Raw genomic sequence first — 19818 nt, forward strand, 5'->3', positions numbered from 1 at the left:
ATTAATCAATTTTACCGTGGCACTGCTTATATTTTTTACCCGAGCCGCATGGGCAAGGTTCATTTCGGCCAACTTTTCTACCGTCACGTACGACTGGTTGTTGAGAGCCATCTTGTTCTTCATCACCATCTGCTAGCTGATTCTCAGCCGACTGGTGTTGGAACTGTTGTCTGCGAGCGGCTTCTTCTGCTTGAAGACGACGCTGCTCTTCCATTCGCTCTACTTCTTCTTGCTGTTGCACTCGCACTTTACTTAAAATCATTACCACATCAGATTTAAGTGCATCGAGTAAATTCTCAAACAGTTCAAAAGATTCACGTTTGTACTCTTGTTTCGGGTTCTTTTGAGCATAGCCACGCAAGTGAATCCCTTGTCGTAGGTGATCCATCGCCGCCAAATGCTCTTTCCATAAGTTATCAAGAGTCTGCAACATCACGGATTTTTCAAAGTTACGTAGAACTTGTTCACCTACGGTCTCTTCTTTCGACTTATAAACTTCAACAGCAGTATCGATAATTCGTTCACGTAACGTCTCTTCATACAGCTTATCATCTGCATCTAGCCACGCTTGAATATCAACATCGAGATCAAAATCATTTTTCAATCGTTCTTGCAAGCCTGCAATATCCCACATATCTTCTAGCGACTGTGGTGGAATATATTCGTTCATAATATCTGTGAACACGTCTTGGCGATTCTGCTCAATCATTTCACTGATATCATCAACGTTCATCAGCTCATCACGTAGCTCATAAACCACTTTACGCTGGTCATTAGCCACATCATCATAATCTAGTAGCTGTTTACGTATATCGAAGTTACGACCTTCTACTTTACGTTGTGCTTTCTCTATAGAACGAGAAAGCATACGACTTTCGATCGCTTCCCCTTCATCCATACCACTTTGAATCAATCCAGCCATACGGTCGGAAGTAAAGATACGCAGTAATGAATCTTCCATCGACAAGTAGAAGCGTGAAGAACCTGCATCCCCTTGACGACCAGAACGTCCACGTAACTGGTTATCGATACGACGTGATTCATGACGCTCTGTACCAATGATATGCAAACCACCAGACTCAAGGACTTGGTCATGGACAACTTGCCAGTTCTGTTTAATCTTTTCGATCTGCTCTTCTGTTGGGTTATCCAGTTTTGCAACTTCTGCTTGCCAACTACCACCCAAAACAATATCCGTACCACGTCCGGCCATATTGGTTGCGATAGTGACGGCAGACGGCGCCCCAGCGAAAGCGACAATATCGGCTTCTTTTTCGTGGAACTTAGCATTAAGAACATTGTGTTTAATCTTAGATTGCTTTAATGCATTTGACAGTAATTCTGACTTCTCAATCGAAACGGTACCAACAAGAATCGGTTGGCCTTTTTCTACACGCTCTTTGATGTCTTCAATAATGGCATTAAACTTCTCAAGCTCAGTACGATAAACCACATCCGGCATATCATCGCGGATCATCGGTTTATTGGTTGGAATGACCACTGTCTCCAAACCATAGATAGATTGGAACTCAAAAGCTTCAGTATCCGCCGTTCCCGTCATACCTGACAGTTTTTCGTATAGACGGAAAAAGTTCTGGAAGGTAATAGATGCTAACGTTTGGTTTTCATTCTGAATTTTAACACCTTCTTTTGCTTCAACAGCTTGGTGTAACCCTTCAGACCAACGACGTCCCGGCATGGTTCGGCCGGTATGCTCATCAACAATGATTATCTCGTCGTTTTGAACAATATAGTCAACGTCTCTTTCAAACAGTACGTGTGCGCGCAATGCAGCATTAACGTGATGAAGTAGGCTAATATTGGTTGGTGAATAAAGCGTATCGCCCTCTTCCATCAATCCAGACTTAACTAACAGCTCTTCAACAAACTCTTGGCCATTTTCAGTAAGATGAACCTGCTTAGATTTTTCATCAAGCGTATAGTGACCATCACCGCGATACTCTTCTGTATCTTCTTCGGCTTGTCTTTCTAAAGAAGGAATTAAAGTGTTGATTCGTGTATACAGCTCAGAGCTGTCTTCTGCAGGACCAGAGATGATCAGAGGCGTTCGGGCTTCATCAATTAAGATGGAATCCACTTCATCCACAACGGCAAAGTAGCGTTCACGCTGAACTCTGTCTTCGTTTCTGAATGCCATATTGTCACGCAAATAATCAAAACCAAATTCGTTATTTGTACCGTATAAAATATCGCATAGATAAGCTTGTTTCTTCTCCGGTGGCGCCATATTTGGAATATTAACGCCAACAGTCATACCCAAGAATTCGAATAGAGCACGGTTAGTTTCAGCATCACGAGCCGCCAAGTAGTCATTGACGGTTACAATATGAACACCTTTGCCAGGAAGGGCATTAAGGTAGGCTGACAACGTTGCCGTCAAAGTTTTACCTTCACCGGTTCTCATCTCAGCGATCTGACCTGAGTTAAGCACCATACCACCAATAAGCTGCACATCGAAATGGCGCATACCAAATACACGCTTTGATGCTTCACGTACGGTTGCAAATGCTTCAGGAAGAAGCTGGTCTAAAGACGCACCTTGTTCAAGGCGTTCACGAAACTCAACTGTTTTCGCTTTAAGCTCTTCGTCCGATAAGGCTTCAAACTCAGGCTCGTAGTTATTAATCTGTTTTACAATCTTTCCTAATCGACGCAAAGTTCGATCATTGCGACTGCCAACAACTTTTGTCAGTAGCTTAGTTATCATTTCTCGTGGATCTCATGTTGTTAGGCGCTCTGCCTAGCTGATACTTGAATTCATGTCTCTAACCACCAATACGATGAGACGGAACCATCTGCATACTACATTGTGGCGAATCTTTTATTTTTCAAGTCGATTAATAAAGGATCTCAGTATATTAAGCGATTATTTTCCTTAGCTCCATTAAGATCAAAGTTTGTTTGAACTGATCGCTATTTTTTTTGTAAATTGCCTAATAAGAAAGCAATTTATTCGCCATCAGCTCAGCCATTTCATTTTGGTTCCCCTATTTGACTTTAACTCAAACAAACAAATCTGAACGCTCCCATAGCAAAACAGCTAGGCAATATCACTCAGAGTGGCAATTTCAAATAGAGCGTACGATATAAATATGAGTGAGTAACAACACCAATAGGTGGATTTTTAGGCATAAAAAAACCAGACTGATTAGTCTGGTTTTCTGTAACTGATTTGAATGGCTAAATTATGCTAACACCATATTAGGTTCTGCATAAGCCACAGGAGAGCCAACTTCTTCTTCAAATGTTGCCCATTCCCAAGCTTCTTGATCTGCCAATACCGCTCTTAATAACTGATTATTTAAAGCATGACCCGATTTATACGCACGAAGCTCACCAACAATACTGTGACCACACATGTAAAGGTCACCAATAGCGTCGAGTACTTTATGGCTGACAAATTCGTTTTCAAATCGCAGACCTTCTTCATTTAGGATGCGATACTCATCTAATACTATCGCGCAGTCAAAACTGCCACCCAAACATAGGTTTTGTGATTGTAAATACTCGATATCTCGCATGAAACCAAAAGTTCTTGCACGAGAAATATCTTTTACAAATGCACTAGAAGAGAAATCGAACAGCATATGTTGTTCGTCAATTTCTATCGCTGGATGATTAAATTCGATAGCGAAATCCATGCGGAATCCGTTATAAGGAACCAACTCGGCCCACTTATCACCATCTTCAAAACGAACTGGCTTCTTAATCCGAATAAAACGCTTAGGGGCATTTAAGGTTTCAATACCAGCCGATTGCAATAGAAAAACGAATGGGCTTGCGCTTCCATCCATAATCGGAATTTCAGGCGCATCCACTTCAACAATAACATTATCCACACCCATACCAGCTAAAGCAGCATTTAGATGTTCAACCGTTGAGATTCGGACGCCTTCATCATTAACCAAGGCTGTACATAACATGGTGTCGCGTACTGATGCAGGATCAGCAGGAAAATCAACAGCAGGACTTAAATCGGTTCTTCTATAAATGATACCGGTGTTGGCCGCCGCAGGACGCAAAGTAAGCGTAACTTTACGGCCAGAGTGTAAACCTACACCTGTCGTTTTCACGATCTCTTTTAGAGTACGCTGTCTTATCATTTACTTTGCCTCATGTTACTTATCAAAAATCACGGTCAATGTTAAAACCGACCGCGAATCCTACCACAAATTTAACAACTGTCAAATTTATCAGCTATTTCTAGTCCGCTTGGCGACGAAGAAATGCTGGAATATCTAAATAACCGCTCTCTTTGTCCGCCTTAGGTGCCGCACTTTGGCTAGTTGTTGCCGCTGCATGACCAGAATTTGACGGTGTTGCAGGTTGTGGCTTTGCCTCTTCATTTTTATGCAAAGGCTGTGCCGTTTTTGACTCAACTTTTGCAGCAGCAGGTTGTGCTGGTGTTGATGCTACCGGAGCCGGCTTCGGCTTTGCAGCAGAACCCGCAACCAATGTGATTTCCGGTTTCTTCTCGCTACCTATACCTGTCGCAACAACCGTTACTCGGAATTCATCAGACATATCAGGGTCTAGTGATGTACCAATAACTACCGTTGCGTTGTCAGATGCGAATGCTTTAACTGTATTACCTACTGTTTCAAACTCATCTAGGCGCATATCTAAACCAGCAGTAATGTTCACTAGAACACCACGAGCACCCGCTAAATCAATGTCTTCTAACAGTGGCGATGAAATGGCAGCTTCTGCCGCTTCTTCAGCTCGCTCTTCACCTTTAGCAACACCACTACCCATCATTGCATGACCCATCTCAGACATTACCGTTCTAACATCAGCAAAGTCGACGTTAATCATGCCTGGGCGAGTAATCAGCTCAGCAATACCTTGTACCGCATTTTTTAATACGTCATTCGCGTATCCAAATGCTTCTAACAAAGTCACGCTACGGCCATACACTTTTAGTAGCTTCTCATTTGGAATGGTAATTAAAGAGTCCACATGTTTAGATAACTCTTCAATTCCTTGGTCAGCAAACGCTAAGCGCTTCTTACCTTCGAATCCAAATGGTTTTGTTACTACAGCGACTGTTAGAATATTTAATTCTTTAGCAACTTCTGCAATAACAGGAGCAGCACCAGTACCTGTTCCACCACCCATTCCTGCGGCGATGAATACCATATCGGCACCAGTAATACTTTCTTTAATTTTTTCTCGATCTTCGAGAGCTGAGTCACGTCCTACTTGAGGGTTTGCACCTGCACCAAGTCCTTTCGTGATATCACCGCCTATTTGAATGACACTATTTACGCTGGTTTTTCTCAGTGCTTGTGCGTCTGTATTTACGCTAATAAACTCAACACCTTCGATGGATTCGCGAACCATGTGTTCTACAGCGTTACCGCCACCACCACCAACTCCAACAACCTTAATTACAGCATCGTCAGACATTTCCATCATTGGCTCAAACATGTGTTTTCTCCGTTTTTCCTGCTCTCAGGTTAAAACTCTTTTTGTATCCAATTACGCATTCTACTAAAAACTGAGCCAATAGAGGAACGTTTTGGTTCACTATATTCGCCATCGTCATTAATTTGGCTATCTTTTGCGTAATGAAGTAATCCAACTGCCGTAGAATGATACGGCTCTTTAACATAATCAGTAAGTCCACTCACTTCTAACGGCTTACCAACCCTGACTCGATTTGCGCCAAATACGCGCTCTGCGCATTCAACTAAACCTTCAATTTGAGCAGCACCGCCAGTTAAGACGACACCCGCTGCAAGATGATGTTTAATACCATCATCCCTTAACTTTGCTTGAACAGAGTTAACTGATTGATTAATAAAACCCATTAGTTCTGCATAACGAGCTTCTATAACACCGGATAACTCTTGTCTCTTTAATATTCTTGATGGACGACCGCCTACACTTGGGACATTAACCGTATCATCTTTACTGACTAGTTCACTAAGAGCACAGCCATATTTCACTTTTATCTCTTCTGCATCTCCTACTGGAGTACCAAAAGCAAAAGCGATGTCACTTGTTACTGCGTTGCCAGCATAAGAGAATACTTCTGTGTGTCTTAACGCTCCACCTGTCCAGATAGAGACGTCCATCGTACCTGCACCGATATCAACGACGCAAACACCAAGTTCTCGTTCATCTTCAGTAATGACAGCATTACTTGAAGCTAAACCAGAGAAAACCAGTTGCTCTACTTTTAAACCGCAACGTTCAACTGCTTTAATAATATTCTTAGCCATATCATTATGGCAAGAGATAAGATGAACGCTTACTTCCATACGCACACCAGATAAACCAAGTGGGTTTTTAATCCCTTCTTGATAATCAATGGTAAATTCCTGTGGAATAACATGCAGAATTCGCTGTTCTTCGCCAATTTTTATTGACTTAGCAGTATGAATAGCACGGTCCATATCATCTTGCGACACCTCTTCATCAGAGATGGCACCCATGCCTTTTTCTATTCGGCTAGCAATATGTTGACCAGAAAGAGAGATGAAAACGTTACTTATTTTACATTCCGCCATTAACTCTGCTTGATCAACTGCACGTTGCACAGACTTAACTACAGACTCAAGATCGTTAACTCCCCCTTTATCCATCCCACGGGACGGACTACTACCGGCACCAATAATGTTTATCTGGCCATCGGGTAGAAGTTCTCCAACTAAAGCAGACACGCTGGCAGTACCAATATCAAGACCAACAATAATGTTGTCGTCTGCGGTTTTAGTCATTTATGCTCTCTTGTTCTATTTCTTGTTCTGGAAACCAACCCACTGCGGCCCCAGTGTCATACCGTAAATCGATATAACTAATCTTTTCTGTCTTACTTCCCAATCGATAATATAAAGAAATAAAACGCTCAATTCTTTCCGTTAATGACTCTTTACCTAACTCTAAGCGGATGCCATTGTCGAGTATAATTTGCCAAGCACGGCGATCATTTAATACTAATGAATCAATGGATAAACCCAGTGGCGCAAATAGAGGATTTGATGCTCTCCATGTTGCCAGTACATCCTTACTGCTTTTTTCAGGACCGTATAGTTTAACCTTTTCTTCTGTTAATTGTGCAACATCTCCGTTGAATATATCACCGGTGTCATTTAACAGTGTAGTTCCATTCCAAATAGCAGAGGCTTTATGCTCAACTAAATAGACTTTAATAATATCAGGCCACTGTTTTCTAATGGACGCTTGAAATACCCAAGGAAGTTGGATGAGCGCTTGTTGCAACTCATCCACATCTTGGGACATAAAGGTACCAATATGTTCCACTTTACCTAATGCACGTTGTACATCTTGGTCGGATGTATAGGCTAACTCCCCTTGTATAACAACCTTAGAGAGAGGCAAACGCTGTTCATCTAACATCCAGCTTACTGTTGAATATAACAAATAACTGATAGAAACAAATACGAAACAGAAAAACAAACTTCCAATCACGTGTTTTTTTGTCATTTTTGACGTGACATTAAAAGTTGGAAAATTAACCGTAGTATTCATAAACCCAATGTTATTCGCCCCAGTAATTAATAGCACAATTATTTTAATTTAAGAATTATACTTAGCCGAGGCAAAGTATCTAGTCCCATAAGCCGATAATTCGATCTGAAAAGTCGAAAAACTGCGTTTTCCTACTTTTTACACAGAATATTAACCGTTTTGCATATTTGCTACGTTCAATTTAAGCTGTTCTAGCTGACGAGCGACTTTTCCTATATCACCCGCACCTTGAGTTAATATCAAATCATTATCTTGCATAATATTAGCTAAAACCGACGGTAATGATTTTGCATCGGGAACAAATACAGGATCTATTTTGCCTCTCGCTCTTATCGTTCGACAAAGAGAACGTCCATCTGCGCCTTGAATAGGTTTTTCTCCCGCAGAATAGACATCAAGCATAATCAGCAGATCAACTTTTTCGAGTACATTAGCAAAATCATCATATAAGTCACGAGTTCGGCTATAGCGATGGGGTTGGAATATCATCACCAATCGCTTGTCTTCCCAGCCAGCTCTTGCCGCTTGGATAGTGACATCAACCTCGCTTGGGTGATGACCATAATCATCCACCAACATAACCTTGCCATGGCCAGTATCAAACTCACCTAAATGTTCAAATCGTCGGCCTGTTCCTTCTGTACCAGCCATTGCATTTAAAATAGCCTCATCACTGATATCATCTTCTGTCGCCACCGCAATCGCAGCTGATGCGTTGAGCGCATTATGACGGCCAGGAATGTTCAGAGTAATATCTAATGCAGCTTTGCCTTGGCGAATAACCGTAAATTTCCCTTGCTGCCCTTGCTGTCGATAATTCTCAATTCGAACATCGGCATCATCTGAAAATCCATAAGTAATAACTTGGCGACTTACTTTGGGTATCAACTCTCTCACAACTGGGTCATCAATACACATTATTGCCTGCCCGTAGAATGGTAAATTGTGCAGAAAATCAATAAACGTCTGCTTTAGTATCTCAAAATCACCACCATAGGTATCCATATGATCTGCTTCAATATTTGTAACAATACTGACCATTGGCTGCAGATGTAAAAAAGAGGCATCACTTTCATCGGCTTCAGCGATCAAAATTCGGCTTGAACCCAGTCGAGCATTTGTGCCCGCACTCTTAACTAAACCACCATTAACAAAAGTCGGATCTAATCCCGCTTCTGAGTATATCTGCGTGACTAATGCAGTAGTAGTGGTTTTACCATGGGTGCCAGCAACTGCGATGCCGTGTCGAAAACGCATCAGCTCTGCTAACATTTCCGCCCGACGAACCACGGGTATACGCTTCTCTTTAGCAGCAACTAACTCAGGGTTATCTGTTTTTATTGCGGTAGATACCACGACCACACTGGCCTTCTCTATATTCCCGGCATCATGACCAAAATAGATCTCTGCGCCTTTACTGCTTAACCTTTCAGTAACGGCATTCTCAGAAAGATCTGATCCAGAGATCTGATAACCTTCATTAAGCAATACTTCTGCAATACCACTCATGCCAGCACCACCAATGCCAACAAAGTGAATGCACTTTACTCTGCGCATTTCCGGTACTACCGCTCTGATTTGCGATATATTTTGAGTAGGATCTATAGTCATTCAGTTATTCTCATTTCTCAGTCAAGGCAACAATGGCCTTTGCTACAATTTTGTCTGCATCCAATTTGGCTGCTGATTTAGACTTGTTCGCCATTTCTAGCATATCTTGCCGTGATAGGTGCGAAATCATTTCTGCTAGCTTATCAGCAGTTAGGTCCGGCTGTTCTATCATTTTTGCAGCACCCACTTCAACAAGGTGATCTGCATTCAATGCTTGCTGGCGATCTTTATGCATGAACGGGATAAAAATAGCGCCTAGTCCTGCAGCAGACACTTCGGAAACCGTTAGTGCACCAGATCGACATACTATGATATCCGCCCAATGATAAGCTTGAGCAACATCATCAATAAACTCCGTTACAATGGCACTGTTTATACCATGTTGCTTGTAACTGCTCTGCACATCATCTGCGTTACCTTTGCCTGCTTGATGCTTTATTACATAGCCATCCTGCAGCTTTTCCATTACCTCAGGCAGAGTATTATTGAGTATTTGGGCTCCCTGACTGCCTCCCATAAGCAAGATACGTATATCACCATCTCGCTCAGCAAAACGTTGCTGCGGCTCAGGTAAACACGCTACGTCTTGTCGAACAGGGTTGCCAACAACCTCTGCTGATGGAAAAGCACCAGGAAACGCCTGAAACACTTTTTTGGCAATCTTGGCAAGCCAGTTATTGGTTAATCCAGCAACCGCATTCTGCTCATGAAGTACAACCGGGATACCGAGCAACCATGCCGCGATGCCACCGGGTCCACTAACGTAGCCACCCATACCTAATACCACATCAGGTTGCCACTGCTTAATATGCTTTTTGGCTTGAATTATCGCATTCAAAATCTGAAAAGGAGCTTTAAGTAATTTAGCAATACCTTGGCCACGTAAGCCTTTTACTTTAATAAAATCGATCTCAATACCGTGCTGAGGAACCAAATCGGCTTCCATTCGATCAGCCGTTCCTAACCAACGGATCTCCCAGCCCTGCTGCTGTAACTGCTTTGCTACCGCTAATCCGGGGAATACATGCCCACCAGTGCCACCAGCCATAACTAATAAACGTTTATTTTTCTTCATCTTCGTTCTTTTCAATATCTTCTTGTTGAAAATCGGAGCTATCTTCTGTCATTAAGCCCACTTGCTTCAGTCGACACTCATGATCAATTCGCAGCAATATAGAGACAGCGATCGTCATAATAATCAAGCTCGATCCACCATAACTGATTAATGGCAAAGTTAAGCCTTTTGTTGGAACAATTCCCGCCGCTGCACCGACATTGACTAGTGACTGAAACGCAAACCAAACACCAATACCAAAAGCCAAGTAACCACCAAACTGCTCACCAGATTCTAGTGCTTTCTTGCCAATATATATCGCTTTTAGAACTAAAGAAAAAATCAGTATCAAAATGAGCGACACACCAACAAAACCAAGCTCTTCTGCTATTACAGCGAAGACAAAATCGGTATGAGCTTCAGGCAGGTACTCCAGTTTTTGAATAGAGTTACCTAGCCCTTGGCCAAACCACTCTCCTCGGCCAAAAGCCATCAGCGATTGAGTGAGCTGATAGCCGCTGCCGAAAGGATCTTCCCAAGGGTCTAAAAATGACGTCACTCTTCGCATTCGGTATGGTTCGATTAAGATCAGTACAATAACCCCAGCAATACCCACCATCATAAGAGCAATAAACTGCCATAGCTTCGCTCCGGCGATAAATAGCATTGCGAACAAGGTGACCAGCATAACGACCACAGTTCCCAAGTCTGGTTGACCCAATAACAAGCCTGCAAATAGAGCAAAAATGAAGATAGGCTTCATAAAGCCGCCAAAGAACGTTTCTCTTACTTCATCGGCTTTTCTGACCAGGTAACCCGCCATAAAAATAAAGAGAGATAATTTGGCCACTTCTGCGGGTTGTAAATTGAACAATCCAAGTGGAATCCAGCGAGAGGCACCATTTACAGATTTCCCGGCAAACAGCACAAACACCAGCATTAAGAATGAGAGAGTAAGAAGAACAGTACTAAATTGTAGCCATTTCTTTAATGGTACTTGTAAAACCATCGCTGACGTTATCAACGCTAAGGTGATAAAAATGGCATGCCTGAACATAAAATGGAATGGCTGGCCGGTTAAACGAGTACTAATAGGAAAAGAGGCAGATGTGACCATAACTAGCCCTGTGAACATGAGTCCAAGAGCAATCCAAACCAATTGACGGTCAAATAAAACATAAGGAGCAGATGTGCTGCTCCAATCAAAAAAAGTCTCTTTTACCCGACCAATTCTGCTCATCTTTAACTCACCTTAAGCAAATTTCTTCGCAAGTGCGGTAAATGCATCACCTCTTGCCATAAAATTGCTAAATTGATCAAAACTGGCACACGCCGGAGAGAGCATAACAAGATCACCCGCAGAAACACTCTCTGCTAACGATTTAATGATCTCTTCAATGTCTGTCCAACGAGTAGCAGATGGATGAAGTGTCATAAACTCCTCACCATCTTCACCATAGCAATACAGCTTCACATTTAGTCGTTCTAATGCTGGTCTAAGTTCTGAGAAATCAGCACCTTTTCCTTTTCCGCCAACCAACAAATGTAATGTCCCCGATAACTGTAACCCAGACAAGGCCGCCAAAGTACTCGCTACATTTGTCGCTTTGGAATCATTGACCCATTTAACTCCGCTTTTATCTTCAACAACCTGACATCGGTGAGTAAGACCGTTATATGAGGTCAAAGTACTCAACAGCGGCAAGCAATTAACATCCAGACAGTGAAGCAGTGCAAGCACAGTGAGCACATTGGTAAAATTATGTTTCCCTACCAATTTTAACTGCGACGTTGGCAAAATTAGCTGTTCAGAAAAAGAGAGGTACTCCACCCCATCAATAAGGGTAAAACCAAACTCAGATGCATCATTACCAAAAGTGACGAGATTACCCTTTGGTGCGACATCACCATGGGTCATATCATGACAACAATCAGAATCCGGATAAGTGGCCATATCTTCGCGATTAACCACCAGTGATTCTGCATGACGAAATATTCTTAACTTAGCTTGACGGTATGATTCCATATCATCATAGCGATCCATATGGTCTTCAGATAAGTTCAGAAATGCCGCGACTTTAACAGACAGTGACGACGTCGTTTCCAGTTGAAAACTGGATAATTCTAACACATAGATATCAGCAGGATCATTTAACAGCTCAAGTGCCGGAACACCAATATTGCCACCTACACCCACTTTCATACCAGCAGCTTTCAGCATCTCACCGGTTAAATCGGTAACGGTACTTTTTCCATTGGAGCCAGTAATCGCAACAACAGGTGCATCGGTAGCCCAAGCAAACAGTTCTATATCCCCAACAACAGGGATACCTTTAGCAATCACAGCTTGAATTTCCGTCGTACTCAATGCAATACCGGGATTGGTCACCACCAAATCGGCAGACAACAACCAGTTGTTATTCCAACTCCCTGAATGAAGCGGTATATCTTGATTGAGTTCATCTACGCCGGGAGGGTGCAGACGCGTATCTATCACTTTAATTGATAAATTAAGATCCAATTTCTGTAAGTGCTTAACGACAGAGAGCCCGGTAACACCGAGCCCTACGACAACCACTTGTTGAATATTATTCCAGTGACTCATTAATTATCGAACCTTCAAGGTCGCCAATCCAATCAAAACTAACACAATAGAGATAATCCAGAAGCGCACAATTACTCGCGGTTCTGGCCAGCCTTTAAGTTCGTAATGGTGGTGAATCGGTGCCATTCTAAACACTCGCTGACCACGTAATTTATAAGAGCCAACCTGAAGAATAACCGACAAAGTCTCTATAACAAAAACCCCACCCATAATAACCAAGATAAACTCTTGTCTTACTAAAACAGCAATAATACCTAGAGCACCACCCAGTGCTAACGAGCCAACATCGCCCATAAATACTTGAGCAGGATAGGTGTTAAACCATAAGAAGCCGAGACCCGCACCCACCATTGCGGTACAAACAATAACCAGCTCACTGGTTAAGGGAATATATGGGATGTGTAAGTACTGGGCAAAATTAACATTGCCTGTTGCCCAAGCAATAGCAGCAAAGCCGGCAGACACAAGAACCGTCGGCATGATGGCTAATCCATCTAACCCATCCGTTAGGTTTACCGCATTGCTGGTTCCAACAATAACAAAATAACTGAGTACTATGTAAAACAGACCTAGTTGCGGCATGATCTCTTTAAAAAATGGCACCACTAATTGAGTAGCAGCGGTATCTTTACCATGAATATAGAGCGCAAATGCGACAACTAAAGCGATGGCAGATTGCCAAAAGTATTTCCAGCGAGCGATTAAACCTGCGGTATCTTTTCTCACCACTTTACGATAATCGTCAACAAATCCAACGGCGCCATAGCCAACAAGAACCGCCAGAACTGCCCATACATAGACATTGCGTAAGTCTGCCCACAAAAACACAGTAATAATAATAGAGGCTAATATCATTAAGCCCCCCATTGTAGGAGTACCGCGTTTGCTGAAATGGGATTCGGGACCATCATTACGCACAACTTGACCAATTTGCATCAGTTGCAGACGTTGAATCAATTTCGGGCCGATCCAAAGAGAGAATCCAAGAGCAGTAATGACACTTACTATTGCTCTGAATGAGAGATATTCAAATAACCTAAAAAATGAGAAATAAGGCTGTAATAACTCTGCTAACCAGATAATCATTTATGCTTCTCCTTTAAAGCTTCAGCCACAAGACTCATTCGGGCGCTATTTGCCCCTTTAACCAATACAGTATGATTTTGAACTGAGGACTGTTGTAACTGTTGTTCGATATAGCGAATCAACTCAGCATGGGTTTCAAAGTGAAGCCCACCACATACTTCACTTATGATTTTGCTATCATCACCATAAGTCAGTACATATTCAAATTTAAACGGGGCAGCATAATCCCCGAGTTGTTGATGAAGTGCAAGAGTTTCACTGCCCAATTCGGCCATATATCCTAAAATTAACCAACGCGTTCCAGAATATGTCGATAAAAGGTCTACTGCCGCCTTCATAGCAGGCATACTTGCATTATAACTGTCATCAATCAAGCGTAGGCTATCGGTTAGCTGCTTAACCTCAACTCTCCCCTTCACATTTTCTACTTTTGCTAGCCCTTTAACAATGTCATCCAAACTGCAATCACATTGAATAGCCAAAGCGGCAGCGGCCAAAGCGTTAGCAACATTATGCCTGCCAACTACCGCTAAAGAGATGTTCTGAACACCAATTGGGGTATGCATATTGAAAGTTGCATTACCTTGCTGATCAAGGCTTATATCACTGGCATAAATATCTGCTTGGTCATTTTCAATGGAGAAAGAGATCAATTTTTTGTCCGCTAATACCTCATTCCACGCCTCTTCACCATGGCTATCAAGGTTCACTATTGCACTATCACCAGCCTGTAAACCTTGATAAATTTCCCCTTTCGCGACTTTAACCCCATCTAACGAGCCAAACCCTTCCAAATGCGCTGCAGCAACGTTGTTCACTAACGCAACACTTGGTTTCACTAAGTGGGTGGTATAAGCAATTTCACCGATATGATTAGCACCCAACTCTATCACTGCATAATCATCATCGACTTCAGAACGCAGTAACGTTAATGGCACACCAATATCATTGTTAAAATTGCCAGCGGTAAATAGAACTTTTCCTTTATTTGCTAAAATCGAAGAGACCATCTCTTTAACTGTGGTTTTGCCACAACTACCGGTTATAGCGAGGGTTTTACTGTTGCTTTGCTGATGTACCCATGCCGCCATTAAACCCAATGCAATTCGTGTGTCGTTCACTATTAATTGTGGAAGAGCAACATCTAATGGTCGCTCAACCAACAGTGCTGTTGCCCCATTCTGCTCAGCATCATGACAGAAGTTATGAGCATCAAATCGCTCACCAACCAGAGCAATAAAAAGTGCGCCAGCCCCTATCGTTCGAGTGTCTGTAGACACACTCTCTATCTGACAGTCTGAACCTTGCAGCTCACCTTCAACGATGCCCGCAAGTTGACTTAGTGATGTCGTGATCATAACTCGATACCTAGCAACGTCGCCGCCGATTCTCGATCCGAATAATGAATGGTTTCATCATTCAGTACTTGATAGTCTTCATGCCCTTTGCCTGCCACTAAAATAATATCCGTGCTATCGGCAGCGCTAAATGCTTCACTCATGGCCGAGAACCTATCATGTATCTTATCCGCCAACTGAGGTGCACTCATACCATCGAGCATATCAGCAAAAATGACATCTGCGTCTTCACTGCGAGGGTTATCATCGGTCAGTATCACTTTATCCGCCAGCTTCTCTGCAATGGCTGACATCATAGGTCTTTTACCCATATCTCTGTCACCACCACAACCAAAAATAGCCCACAACTTTCCTTTGCAATGCACTCTTAATGCCAGCAAAACTTTTTCTAATGCGTCCGGAGTATGAGCATAATCGACTACGACTTTTGCTTTGCCTTGAACCTGAAACAGTTCCATTCTACCAATTACAGGTTTTAGCTTACTGGCGGTCGAGACAAGGGCTTGTTTATCAAAGTTGAGAGACAGTAACGTTGCCAGCGCTAACATAATATTTGACGCATTAAATGCACCAATTAGCGGCACTTGAAGCTCGCCTTTCCCCCAGTAACCATCGAAAGAGATGTTAATACCGCTCTCTGAATAGTCTACCGAGTCAGCCCAAAGCGCACGTTTATGGTTTAACGGTTTTTCAATCGATACTGCTACGGCGTCTGGCAATAGCTGCAACCATTTCTCACCCACTTTGTCATCGGCATTAATCATCGCCTGTTGGCATTTATGCTGAGTAAAAAGGGTTAACTTTGCTTCTTCATAAGCTTCCATTGAACCGTGGTAATCAAGATGGTCTCGGCTTAAATTGGTAAATATACCCGCTTGAAAAGAGAGATCACTCACCCTCCCTTGCACTAAGCCATGCGAAGAGACCTCTAAAGCGGCATAGTTTGCCCCTTTATCATCAAGTTGAGCCAATGTTTTCCGTATATCAATAGCATTGCCAGTGGTGTTAGCTGTGACTTGCAAATCATCAAGAAAACCATTACCTGTAGTTCCCATTACAGCCGCTTTCTTTCCTAATAAGTCGATCCACTGAGCAATAAGTTGGGTAATAGTTGTTTTACCGTTGGTCCCTGTTACACCAACAAGTTTTGGGCTAGAAGCATAAAGTCGTCCAGCTAATTCCGACAAGTTAATATTAAGATCATTAAGATACACAATCGGACAGCCATTTTTATACTCAATCGTGCCATGATTGTGCTGAGTACAAGCTTGAGCGATAACCGCATTCGCACCATTTTTGGTCGCTTTATCTATGTATTGTCTTCCATCTAATGCATGACCAATAATGGCAACAAACGTATCACCTTGTTGCAATTGTCGGCTATCCAATTCAAGAGCCTGAACGTTTATTTCATTTAATGCAGAGTCATTGAACTCTATCCATGGGGAGAGTAATGACGCTAAACTCTGAGGAATCACCATTAAGTTCTATCCTTTATTTTATTTTGCATCTGGAGCAATATTTAATATTTGTAAAGTCGACTTCATAATATCGGCAAACACTGGGCCGGCAACTGAACCACCATAATATTGATCACCTTGCGGTTCATTAACAATAACGACCATGGCCACTTTGGGTTTACTCACTGGAGCAACCCCCGCAACAACCGCTACGTATTCATCACTATAGCCACCAGCGGTTGCTTTTCGAGACGTACCCGTTTTTGCCGCAATACGATAACCCGGTACTGCTGCTCGTGTTGCTGTACCGCCTTTTTGTGTTACTTTCTCAAGCATTTCTAACACATTTCTTGCGTGTTTTTTATCGACAACCTGTTTCGCATTTTCACTGTGGTTGCCCTCGATAATATGTAACGGTCGATACATTCCATAACTTCCCAGCGTTGCGTAAGCGTGGGCCAGTTGAATGGGAGTGACTGAAATACCATAACCAAACGATAGTGTCGCAATTTCAAATTTTGACCAGCGACGTCTATTGGGGAAGATCCCTTCTGTCTCACCCACTAGGTTGACACCAGTCGTCGCACCAAAACCAACCGAATTATACATACCCAGCAATGCTTCTAACGGCATACCCAATGCTAAATTGGCCACCCCAATGTTACTGGATTTCTTTAGAATCGTTCCCAGATCGGCCTTACCCACTTTGGAGGTATCCCTAACTCGACTCCCCCCAATTTGCATCACACCATTACCGGTATCAATAATGGTTTTGTCATCGGCAGTACCGTTCTCTAATGCCGCCAACACCACAAAGGGCTTCATTGTTGAGCCCGGCTCTAACGAATCGGTAATGGTCCGGTTTCGCATCTTAAAACTTTGTAGCTGTTGCCGGTTATTGGGGTTGTATGAAGGAGCATTGACCATCGCCAATACTTCTCCGCTATCGACATCCAAAATGACGACAGACCCTGATGTCGCCCGGTAATCAGCAACAGCCTGTTTGATAGCGCGATAGGCGATGGCTTGTAATCTTTGGTCAACGGTTAGCTGCAGCGGCTTGCCTTCTTTGCTATCACTTAACGCGATGTTCTCTACCACTCGTCCATAGCGATCTTTACGTATGGTTTTCTTTCCTGCTTCACCCGTTAACCATGAATCATAACTGCGCTCAACACCTTCTAATCCATGATCATCAATGCCTGTCACACCAACAAGGTGAGCACTTACTTCCCCAGAAGGGTAGTAACGTCTTGATTCATTATTGAGCCCAATCCCGGTTAGCTTTAACTCTTTTACATAGTTAGCCATGGCTGAGCCGACTTGACGTTGCAGATAAATAAACCGGCGCTTGCTGTTTTTCTCTATTTTCTTCAGCAAAACATCTCGCTTTATGCCAAGAACATCAGCAAGTGCGTGCCAGCGATCCAGTTCAGAAAAACCGCCCGCTTTAAAAATCGCGACAGGATCAGCCCATATCGCTTGTACTGGTACACTTACCGCTAACTGCTCACCATTTCGATCAGAGATAATCCCTCGAGCAGTAGGAATCGATTTCACTCGGACAGATCGCATATCACCTTCGCGAATCAGATTATCCGGTTCAATAACTTGAATGTAGGCAACTCGGCCTATTAAGGTCGCAACGACTAAGAAAACAAAAGAAACAAGCACATAAAAACGCCAAGGAATAAGCAAGGAGTCTGGCTTTTTCTCCACGCGTTTATTGGCATTTTTATTATTTTTAACCGCTTTCGCAGCTCTTAACGGTTTCTTAGTTGTCATTGGGCAGAAATCACAACCTCTTTATCAGCGTCAGGCCGCTTCATCTCTAACTCATCCACCGCCATTTTGTGCACTCGACTATGCTCAGCTAATGCGTTCTCTTCTAAAATGAGGTTACGCCATTCACTGTCCAGTATTTCGCGCTCAACCAAAGCACGATCTTTTTCGGTAATGGCTAGACGAGTCTCATGAGTGCTGAATACGATGCCCATTGCGGTAGCAAAAATACAAAACAGCAGCAACAAAGGTAGCAAACCGACCTTAAATAGGTCAGTTACTATTAACTTGGTCAGATTCGGCGACTTGGCTGTCATAGTTTCTCAGCAATACGCAGCATAGAGCTTCTGGAACGAGTATTCACTTCTACTTCATTCACTGAGGGTTTGATTGCTTTACCTACTGTTTTCAGTGCAGCACTTCCAAGCGCTCTGATTTGCTCTTCTGTTAGTGGGATACCATGAGGAACTTGAGGACCACGGCTTTCTTTGCGCATAAAGCGTTTAACCATTCGATCTTCTAAGGAGTGAAAACTGATCACAGAGAGACGCCCTTCTGGCGCTAATATGCTCAACGCTCCTTTTAGCGCCACATCAATCTCTTCCAGCTCACTGTTAATATAAATACGAAAGGCTTGGAAAGCCCGAGTAGCAGGGTGTTTTTTCTCTTTAAAACTTTTAGGTGCCGCGTCTGAGATCAGTTTAGCCAACTGCCCTGTACGGGTAAGTGGCTCTTTCTCTTCATCATCTCGGTGAGCGATAATCGCCTTGGCAATTCTGCGGGCATGTTTGTCTTCACCAAACTCTCGAATTACCCAAGTAATATCGTCTAAATCCGCTTCCAATAGCCATTGAGAGACAGGCATTCCCGATGTGGGATCCATTCTCATATCCAAAGGACCATCTTTCATAAAGCTAAAACCGCGTTCAGCATCATCAAGCTGTGGAGAGGAAACACCAAGATCTAATAAAACACCATCTACTTTTCCATCAATACCATGCAGTTTTGCGTAATCCGCCATTCCTGAAAATGGTCCATGGATAATGGTAAATCGCTCATCATCAATTTTATTGGCTTCAGCAATCGCAGTAGGATCTCTGTCGATACTATATAACCGACCATTTTCGCCTAACTTGGACAAAATAGTGCGGCTATGCCCTCCTCGCCCAAATGTTCCATCAATATAAATACCGTCGGACTTTATGGCTAATCCATCAATAGATTCATTGAGTAAAACAGAGATATGCTGGAAAGATTCGGTCATGATAGAGGCTCGTATTCCTTGGGGAATTAAATATGGTTAATAGTGTACCGAAATGCAATAAACTCGCTAGTATCAATCTG

15 protein-coding genes are annotated in these 19818 nt (G+C 42.8%); all 15 read right to left on the bottom strand.

The genetic code is table 11. The annotated features are described in order from the left end of the window. Position 1 precedes the first annotated feature (1 nt). Positions 2 to 2728 carry a preprotein translocase subunit SecA gene (gene secA / locus CHJ_RS12240; protein WP_171752670.1) on the bottom strand — a complete coding sequence of 909 codons (2727 nt, stop codon included), beginning with the start codon at positions 2726 to 2728 and terminating at the stop codon, positions 2 to 4. Between the two features lie 478 nt (positions 2729 to 3206). Then, the gene (gene lpxC / locus CHJ_RS12245; protein WP_171752669.1) at positions 3207 to 4124 is read right to left on the bottom strand and encodes a UDP-3-O-acyl-N-acetylglucosamine deacetylase; all 918 of its coding nucleotides are present in this window, start codon (positions 4122 to 4124) and stop codon (positions 3207 to 3209) included. A gap of 100 nt (positions 4125 to 4224) precedes the next feature. Next, positions 4225 to 5451: a cell division protein FtsZ gene (gene ftsZ, locus CHJ_RS12250; protein ID WP_171752668.1), complete on the bottom strand. Its 1227-nt coding sequence runs from the start codon at positions 5449 to 5451 to the stop codon at positions 4225 to 4227. A gap of 29 nt (positions 5452 to 5480) precedes the next feature. Next, complete coding sequence (ftsA, locus tag CHJ_RS12255; protein WP_171752667.1) at positions 5481 to 6746, bottom strand: cell division protein FtsA; 1266 nt, start codon at positions 6744 to 6746, stop codon at positions 5481 to 5483. Further along, a complete protein-coding gene (locus CHJ_RS12260; RefSeq protein WP_171752666.1) occupies positions 6739 to 7518 on the bottom strand; it encodes a cell division protein FtsQ/DivIB in 780 nt (259 codons plus the stop codon). Before CHJ_RS12260 ends, ftsA begins: the two co-directional genes overlap by 8 nt. Positions 7519 to 7668: 150 nt before the next feature. Further along, the gene (gene murC, locus CHJ_RS12265; RefSeq protein ID WP_317917780.1) at positions 7669 to 9129 is read right to left on the bottom strand and encodes a UDP-N-acetylmuramate--L-alanine ligase; all 1461 of its coding nucleotides are present in this window, start codon (positions 9127 to 9129) and stop codon (positions 7669 to 7671) included. A 10-nt stretch (positions 9130 to 9139) separates the two neighbouring features. Then, complete coding sequence (murG, locus tag CHJ_RS12270) at positions 9140 to 10204, bottom strand: undecaprenyldiphospho-muramoylpentapeptide beta-N-acetylglucosaminyltransferase (protein ID WP_317917781.1); 1065 nt, start codon at positions 10202 to 10204, stop codon at positions 9140 to 9142. Further along, positions 10191 to 11423 (bottom strand): cell division protein FtsW, encoded by a 1233-nt coding sequence (ftsW, locus tag CHJ_RS12275; protein ID WP_171752663.1) that lies wholly within the window; start codon positions 11421 to 11423, stop codon positions 10191 to 10193. The genes murG and ftsW overlap by 14 nt, the downstream gene beginning before the upstream one ends. A gap of 12 nt (positions 11424 to 11435) precedes the next feature. Beyond that, complete coding sequence (murD, locus tag CHJ_RS12280; protein ID WP_317917782.1) at positions 11436 to 12788, bottom strand: UDP-N-acetylmuramoyl-L-alanine--D-glutamate ligase; 1353 nt, start codon at positions 12786 to 12788, stop codon at positions 11436 to 11438. A gap of 3 nt (positions 12789 to 12791) precedes the next feature. Further along, a complete protein-coding gene (mraY, locus tag CHJ_RS12285) occupies positions 12792 to 13874 on the bottom strand; it encodes a phospho-N-acetylmuramoyl-pentapeptide-transferase (RefSeq protein WP_171752661.1) in 1083 nt (360 codons plus the stop codon). After that, positions 13871 to 15232 carry a UDP-N-acetylmuramoyl-tripeptide--D-alanyl-D-alanine ligase gene (locus CHJ_RS12290; protein ID WP_317917784.1) on the bottom strand — a complete coding sequence of 454 codons (1362 nt, stop codon included), beginning with the start codon at positions 15230 to 15232 and terminating at the stop codon, positions 13871 to 13873. The genes mraY and CHJ_RS12290 overlap by 4 nt, the downstream gene beginning before the upstream one ends. Further along, positions 15229 to 16713: a UDP-N-acetylmuramoyl-L-alanyl-D-glutamate--2,6-diaminopimelate ligase gene (murE, locus tag CHJ_RS12295; protein WP_317917785.1), complete on the bottom strand. Its 1485-nt coding sequence runs from the start codon at positions 16711 to 16713 to the stop codon at positions 15229 to 15231. The genes CHJ_RS12290 and murE overlap by 4 nt, the downstream gene beginning before the upstream one ends. Positions 16714 to 16731: 18 nt before the next feature. After that, positions 16732 to 18477 (bottom strand): penicillin-binding transpeptidase domain-containing protein, encoded by a 1746-nt coding sequence (locus CHJ_RS12300; protein WP_171752658.1) that lies wholly within the window; start codon positions 18475 to 18477, stop codon positions 16732 to 16734. Beyond that, the gene (gene ftsL / locus CHJ_RS12305) at positions 18474 to 18791 is read right to left on the bottom strand and encodes a cell division protein FtsL (protein ID WP_317917786.1); all 318 of its coding nucleotides are present in this window, start codon (positions 18789 to 18791) and stop codon (positions 18474 to 18476) included. Before ftsL ends, CHJ_RS12300 begins: the two co-directional genes overlap by 4 nt. Next, positions 18788 to 19738, bottom strand: a complete 951-nt coding sequence (gene rsmH, locus CHJ_RS12310) for a 16S rRNA (cytosine(1402)-N(4))-methyltransferase RsmH (RefSeq protein ID WP_317917787.1) — start codon at positions 19736 to 19738, stop codon at positions 18788 to 18790. The genes ftsL and rsmH overlap by 4 nt, the downstream gene beginning before the upstream one ends. Between the last annotated feature and the right edge of the window lie 80 nt (positions 19739 to 19818).

The organism is Vibrio sp. MACH09 (assembly GCF_033238805.1).
Lineage (GTDB): Bacteria > Pseudomonadota > Gammaproteobacteria > Enterobacterales > Vibrionaceae > Vibrio.

Coding starts and splice junctions, on each gene's coding strand:
- secA (WP_171752670.1), bottom strand. CDS start 2,728: ATGATAACTAAGCTACTGACAAAAGTTGTTGGCAGTCGCAATGATCGA.
- lpxC (WP_171752669.1), bottom strand. CDS start 4,124: ATGATAAGACAGCGTACTCTAAAAGAGATCGTGAAAACGACAGGTGTA.
- ftsZ (WP_171752668.1), bottom strand. CDS start 5,451: ATGTTTGAGCCAATGATGGAAATGTCTGACGATGCTGTAATTAAGGTT.
- ftsA (WP_171752667.1), bottom strand. CDS start 6,746: ATGACTAAAACCGCAGACGACAACATTATTGTTGGTCTTGATATTGGT.
- CHJ_RS12260 (WP_171752666.1), bottom strand. CDS start 7,518: ATGAATACTACGGTTAATTTTCCAACTTTTAATGTCACGTCAAAAATG.
- murC (WP_317917780.1), bottom strand. CDS start 9,129: ATGACTATAGATCCTACTCAAAATATATCGCAAATCAGAGCGGTAGTA.
- murG (WP_317917781.1), bottom strand. CDS start 10,204: ATGAAGAAAAATAAACGTTTATTAGTTATGGCTGGTGGCACTGGTGGG.
- ftsW (WP_171752663.1), bottom strand. CDS start 11,423: ATGAGCAGAATTGGTCGGGTAAAAGAGACTTTTTTTGATTGGAGCAGC.
- murD (WP_317917782.1), bottom strand. CDS start 12,788: ATGAGTCACTGGAATAATATTCAACAAGTGGTTGTCGTAGGGCTCGGT.
- mraY (WP_171752661.1), bottom strand. CDS start 13,874: ATGATTATCTGGTTAGCAGAGTTATTACAGCCTTATTTCTCATTTTTT.
- CHJ_RS12290 (WP_317917784.1), bottom strand. CDS start 15,232: ATGATCACGACATCACTAAGTCAACTTGCGGGCATCGTTGAAGGTGAG.
- murE (WP_317917785.1), bottom strand. CDS start 16,713: ATGGTGATTCCTCAGAGTTTAGCGTCATTACTCTCCCCATGGATAGAG.
- CHJ_RS12300 (WP_171752658.1), bottom strand. CDS start 18,477: ATGACAACTAAGAAACCGTTAAGAGCTGCGAAAGCGGTTAAAAATAAT.
- ftsL (WP_317917786.1), bottom strand. CDS start 18,791: ATGACAGCCAAGTCGCCGAATCTGACCAAGTTAATAGTAACTGACCTA.
- rsmH (WP_317917787.1), bottom strand. CDS start 19,738: ATGACCGAATCTTTCCAGCATATCTCTGTTTTACTCAATGAATCTATT.